We start from the raw sequence: 4803 nt of genomic DNA on the forward strand, positions 1-4803 counted from the left end.
GCCCGCCCCCGCCCCGGCCGTCTACGCAGCGCGGTCCGGCCCTTCACGGCGGCGCAGCGCGGCCCGGACGCCGGCCACCGCGACGACCAGCACCAGCACCGTCATCAGCACCGCGCCCGGTGCCTTGCTGAACCGGGCCAGGTTGGATCCGTCCGGCAGCGTGAGCAGCGAGGCCACCGCGCAGGGGGCCACGAACCAGACCTGCCGGGCCAGCGGCACCGCCGCGACCGCGAGCACTGTCAGCGGCCAGATCGCGTACCAGGGGTGGAAGACCGGGGCGAGCAACACCGTGGCGGCGAGCGCCAGCCCCGCGCCGAGCAGCGCCACCCGCGGGCGGGCCAGCGTCAGCCGGGCCACCCGCTGCCGGACGTCGTTGAGCCGTCGCAGCCGCGTCCACGCCCACCACCAGAGCGCCACCAGCGTCGCGGCCAGCAGCACCAGCGCGACCGCCCGGACCACCGGCACCGCCTGCGGCCGTAGACCGGCCAGCTCACCGGCGTAGTCGATCACGAACCCGACGGCCGTGGGCGGGGAGGTCCACTGCTGCGAGTCGCCGCTGTGGCCGAGCCCTCCCACCCAGCCCAGCCCGAGGCCGGTGGCGAGCGACACGACGAGCAGCGTGCCGAGCACCGACGCGGCCAGCTGCCCGCCGTCGCGCAGCAGCGCCCGCCAGGTGTAGCGGCCGAGCACCGCGGCGAGCGCCGCGAACGGCAGCGCCACCACCGCGACCGCCTTCACCGCCACGGCAAGGCCCAGCAGCACACCGGCCACCAGCAGCGCGCGCGGCTTGCCCGGCAGGCGGACCAGCACCAGCAGGCCGAGCAGGAGCAGCCCGAGCGCGAGCGCGTCGTTGTGCGCGCCCGCCACCAGGTGGATCCCGACCAGCGGGCACGCGAGCACCAGCCAGGCGGCCCGCCGGGTGGGCACCCCGGCGGCGCGGGCCAGGCCGGGCAGGCAGAGCGCGGTCAGCAGCACACCGGCCACCGCGACCAGCCGCAGCGCCACGATCGTCCCGATCAGGCCGCCACCGGCGAGGACGGCGAGCCCGGCCAGCAGGACGAAGAACGGCCCGTACGGCGCCGGGGTGTCCCGCCAGATCGGCGACACCGAGTCGGTCCACGGGCAGCCGGCCGCCGCGACCCCCACCCGGTACGGGCTGAGCCCTTGCGTCCACGTCCAGCCCTGGCAGGCGTACGAGTAGACGTCGCGGCTGCCGATCGGCGGCGCGGCGAGCAGCGGCAGCGACCAGAGCCCGGCGGTCAGGTACGCCCACCGGCCGGACGGGGCGCCCCATCGCAGCGACCACCAGGCGCCCACCAGCAGCAGCGTCCCGGCCAGCCAGCAGGCGAGCGCCGCCGGCCCGTTCGGTGCGTGCCAGATCGCGGCGAGCGTGCCGCGCGGGGGCGTGCCGGGCAGCGCGCCGCCGAGCCACCCGCCGACGGTGAGCAGCACGGCCCCGGCGAGGCCGGCGTAGCGGGCGAGACCGGCGGCGATCGGCCGGACGGGTCCGTCGGGCTCGCTCACCGGCACACTCCTCAGTCCACGGGAACCGGCTGCCGGCCCTTGCGAGCCGACCGTACCAACCACACGACCAGCCCGATCACGAACAGCGTCATCAGCGGCGCACCGGGCATCTTGGAGTACCGGGCCAGCCCGGTGCCGTCGGCCAGCACCAGGAACGACGACACCACTGTGACGATCGAGAACCAGAGCGTGCGGCGTGCGGTGGCAGCGAGCACCGCCAGCGGCCACAGCCAGTACCAGGGGTGGAACAGCGGGGAGAGCGCGACGGTGGCGGTCAGCGCCAGCCCGGCGTGCCAGAACGGCTCACCGCGACGGAACGACCGGAACCAGAGCCAGATCAGCACCGCGATCAGCACGACCATGCCGATCGCCCGGGTCACCGGCAGCGCGTCGACGTGCACGCCGAACGGCGCCAGCAGGTAGCCGACGGTCTGCCCCACAGCCGTCGGCGGCGAGGTCCAGGCCACCACCAGCCCGCCCTGTTCCAGCCCGCTGACGAACCCCAGCCCCAGGCCGGAGGCGACCGTCACCGCGGCGAGCGCCGCGAGCGAGCCGCCGACCACCCACCCGCCGTCGCGCACGAGCGTCCTGATCCGGTACGCCCCGACGATCGCGGCCAGCGCGGCGAACGGCATCACGACCAGCGCGGTGACCTTGACGGCGGCGGCGAGTCCGAGCAGCACCCCACCGGCGAGCAGCGGTCCGGGCCGGCCCGGACGGGCTGCCACCACCGCCAGCCCGGCGACCAGTAAGCCGATCATCAGCGCGTCGTTGTGCGCGCCGGAGACCAGGTGCACGGGCACCAGCGGGCTCGCCAGCGCCAGCCAGAGCGCCCGCCGCGGCGGCACCCCGCACCGGCGGGCCAGCACCGGCAGCGCCCACGCGGTGAGCGCCACCCCGGCCACGGCGAGCACCCGGAACAGCGCGACGGCGGCGAGCAGCGAACCGGTGGCCTCCACCACCGCACCGGCGAGCAGCACGAACAGCGGCCCGTACGGCGCCGGGGTGTCCCGCCAGATGTAGGAGATGGTGTCCAGCCAGGGGCAGGGCAGCGCCGACACGCCCTGCTCGTAGGGGTTGATCCCGGCCGAGAAGCTGGCGCCCTGGCAGGCGTACGCGTACACGTCGCGGCTGCCCAGCGGCGGCGCGACCAGCATCGGTGCCAGCCAGAGCGCGACGGTGAGCAGCACCCAGCGGGCCGACGGCACCCGGTCCCGCAGCGACCACCACGCCGACGCCAGCAGCGCGGTGCCGACCAGCCACAACCCGATGATCAGCGGCCCGTTCGGGCCCTGCCAGATGCTGACCGGGGTGGGACGCAACTCGCCGTCGGGCAGGGCGCCACCGAGGAACGCGGCCACGGCGAGCAGCACCGAACCCGCCAGGCCGATCCAGCGCGAGAGGTGGTGAGGCACGTCGGACATGCTGCCAGTACGGTGGTTCGCGATCAGGAGGTGGGCATGCGGGGCGGTCGGGTGGTGGCGGTCTCCGCCGTATCGGCGCTCGTCCTCGCCGCGCTCTACCTCACCCTGCCGGCCACCGGCTCGGACCTGTCCGCGCAGGTCGCCCGCGCCGGCTTCTTCACCGATCACGGGGCCGCCCTGGTGGATCTGCGCTGGTACGGCGGCGTGCACCCGTGGGGCTACAGCCTCGTCTCGCCGCCGCTGATGGCGCTGCTCGGGGTACGCGTCACCGGCGCGCTCGCCCTGCTCGCCTCCGCCACCGCGTTCGCCGCCCTGCTGGTGCGGGCCCGGGTGCCCCGCCCGCTGCTCGGCAGCCTGGTGGGCGTCGTCACGATCGCCGGCAACCTGGTCTCCGGCCGGGTCACCTACGCCCTCGGCGTCGCGTTCGGCCTGGCCGCGCTGCTCGCGCTCACCGTCCCCGCCCGCCGCACCGCCGCCGCTGATGCCGCTGGCGAGCCGGCCGATCCCGGCCTTGCCGGTGCCGGGCCGGCCGGTCCCGGCGCTGCCGGTGGTGGCCGGAGCGTCTGGGCGGCCGTCGCCGCCGGTGCCGCCGCGCTGCTCGCCTCGGCGGCCAGCCCGGTGGCCGGGCTGTTCGTCGGGCTCGCCGGCGTCGTGCTGCTGCTGACCCGCCGGTACGCCGACGGCCTGCTGCTCGCCGCACCGGCCGCCGCGCCGCTCGCCGTGACCGGACTGCTGTTCGGCGAGGGCGGCTGGATGAACATAAGCACGGCCGACACCGTGCACGCCGTGGTGACGAGCCTGGTCGTGGCGGCGCTCGTGGCGTACCGGCCGGTGCGGATGGGCGCGCTGCTGTCCGCGGCCGGGGTGCTGGCGTCGGCGCTGCTGCACACCCCGGTCGGGCTGAACGCCACCCGCCTGGTGGTGATGTTCGCGCTGCCGGCGCTGGCCGCCGCCGCCACGCTTCCCGCCCCGCTCGCCGATCGGCTCCGCGCCGCCGGCCGGCGCTCCCGGGTCGCCGGCGCGGTGGGACTGGCCGCTCTTCTCGCGGTGGTCTGCTGGTGGCAGCCGCCGGTGGTCACCGCCGACCTGCGCAGCGCCGACGACCCGACGGCCGACCCGGCGTACTTCGCGCCGCTGCGTGCGGAGCTGGCCCGGCGCGGGCTCACCGGGCGGGTGGAGGTGCCGCCGACCCGCAACTACTGGGAGGCGGCCCACATGGGGGACGTGCCGCTGGCCCGGGGCTGGCTACGGCAGGCCGACATCGACCGCAACGCACTGTTCTTCACCACTGTGCCCGGCGCCGACGGCACCGGCGTCCCGCTGACCCCGATCACCTACCGGGACTGGCTGGCCGACAACGCGGTGCAGTACGTGGCCGTGCCGGACGCCGAGTTCTCCTGGGTGGGGTCGTCGGAGGCGAAGCTGGTGGAGACGGGCCAGCCGTACCTGACCGAGGTCTGGTCGGACCGGCACTGGAAGCTGTACGCGGTCGCCGAGCCCACCCCGCTCGTCGGCGCGCCGGGTGAGCTGGTCCGCCAGGACGGCGCCTCGATCACGTTCCGCGCCCCCGCCGCCGGCCCGATCCCGATCCGGGTACGCCACGACCGCTGGCTGACCGTCGACGGCGGCGCCGAGGTCACCCGAGACGGCAAGTGGACCACCGTGACGGTCCCCCGAGCCGGCACCTACACCCTCACAAGCTGACCCACCGCCCCGCCCCCGCCCCCTGTCCCCGTCGATCTTGCGGTTGCGGCCCCTCAAGAGCCGGAAATGCCCCTTTCGCCGGGGCCGCAAGTACAAGATCAACGCCGAGGGAGGGGGCGGGGCGGTGGGTCAGCTTGTGAGGGTGTAGGTG

3 protein-coding genes are annotated in these 4803 nt (G+C 76.0%); 1 reads left to right on the forward strand and 2 read right to left on the reverse strand.

What is annotated here, in order from left to right:
- Positions 1-21: 21 nt before the first annotated feature.
- A complete protein-coding gene (mptB, locus tag M8C11_RS30045) occupies positions 22-1524 on the reverse strand; it encodes a polyprenol phosphomannose-dependent alpha 1,6 mannosyltransferase MptB (RefSeq protein WP_252454795.1) in 1503 nt (500 codons plus the stop codon).
- Positions 1525-1535: 11 nt separating this feature from the next.
- Positions 1536-2948 carry a polyprenol phosphomannose-dependent alpha 1,6 mannosyltransferase MptB gene (mptB, locus tag M8C11_RS30050; RefSeq protein ID WP_256487729.1) on the reverse strand — a complete coding sequence of 471 codons (1413 nt, stop codon included), beginning with the start codon at positions 2946-2948 and terminating at the stop codon, positions 1536-1538.
- 36 nt (positions 2949-2984) lie between these two features.
- On the opposite strand from mptB (M8C11_RS30050), the gene M8C11_RS30055 reads away from it, so the two are divergent.
- On the forward strand, positions 2985-4652 hold the full coding sequence (locus M8C11_RS30055) for a hypothetical protein (RefSeq protein WP_252454797.1): 1668 nt from the start codon (positions 2985-2987) through the stop codon (positions 4650-4652).
- Positions 4653-4803 lie beyond the last annotated feature (151 nt).

The organism is Micromonospora sp. CPM1, from assembly GCF_023896895.1.
GTDB classification, from domain to species: domain Bacteria; phylum Actinomycetota; class Actinomycetes; order Mycobacteriales; family Micromonosporaceae; genus Micromonospora; species Micromonospora tulbaghiae.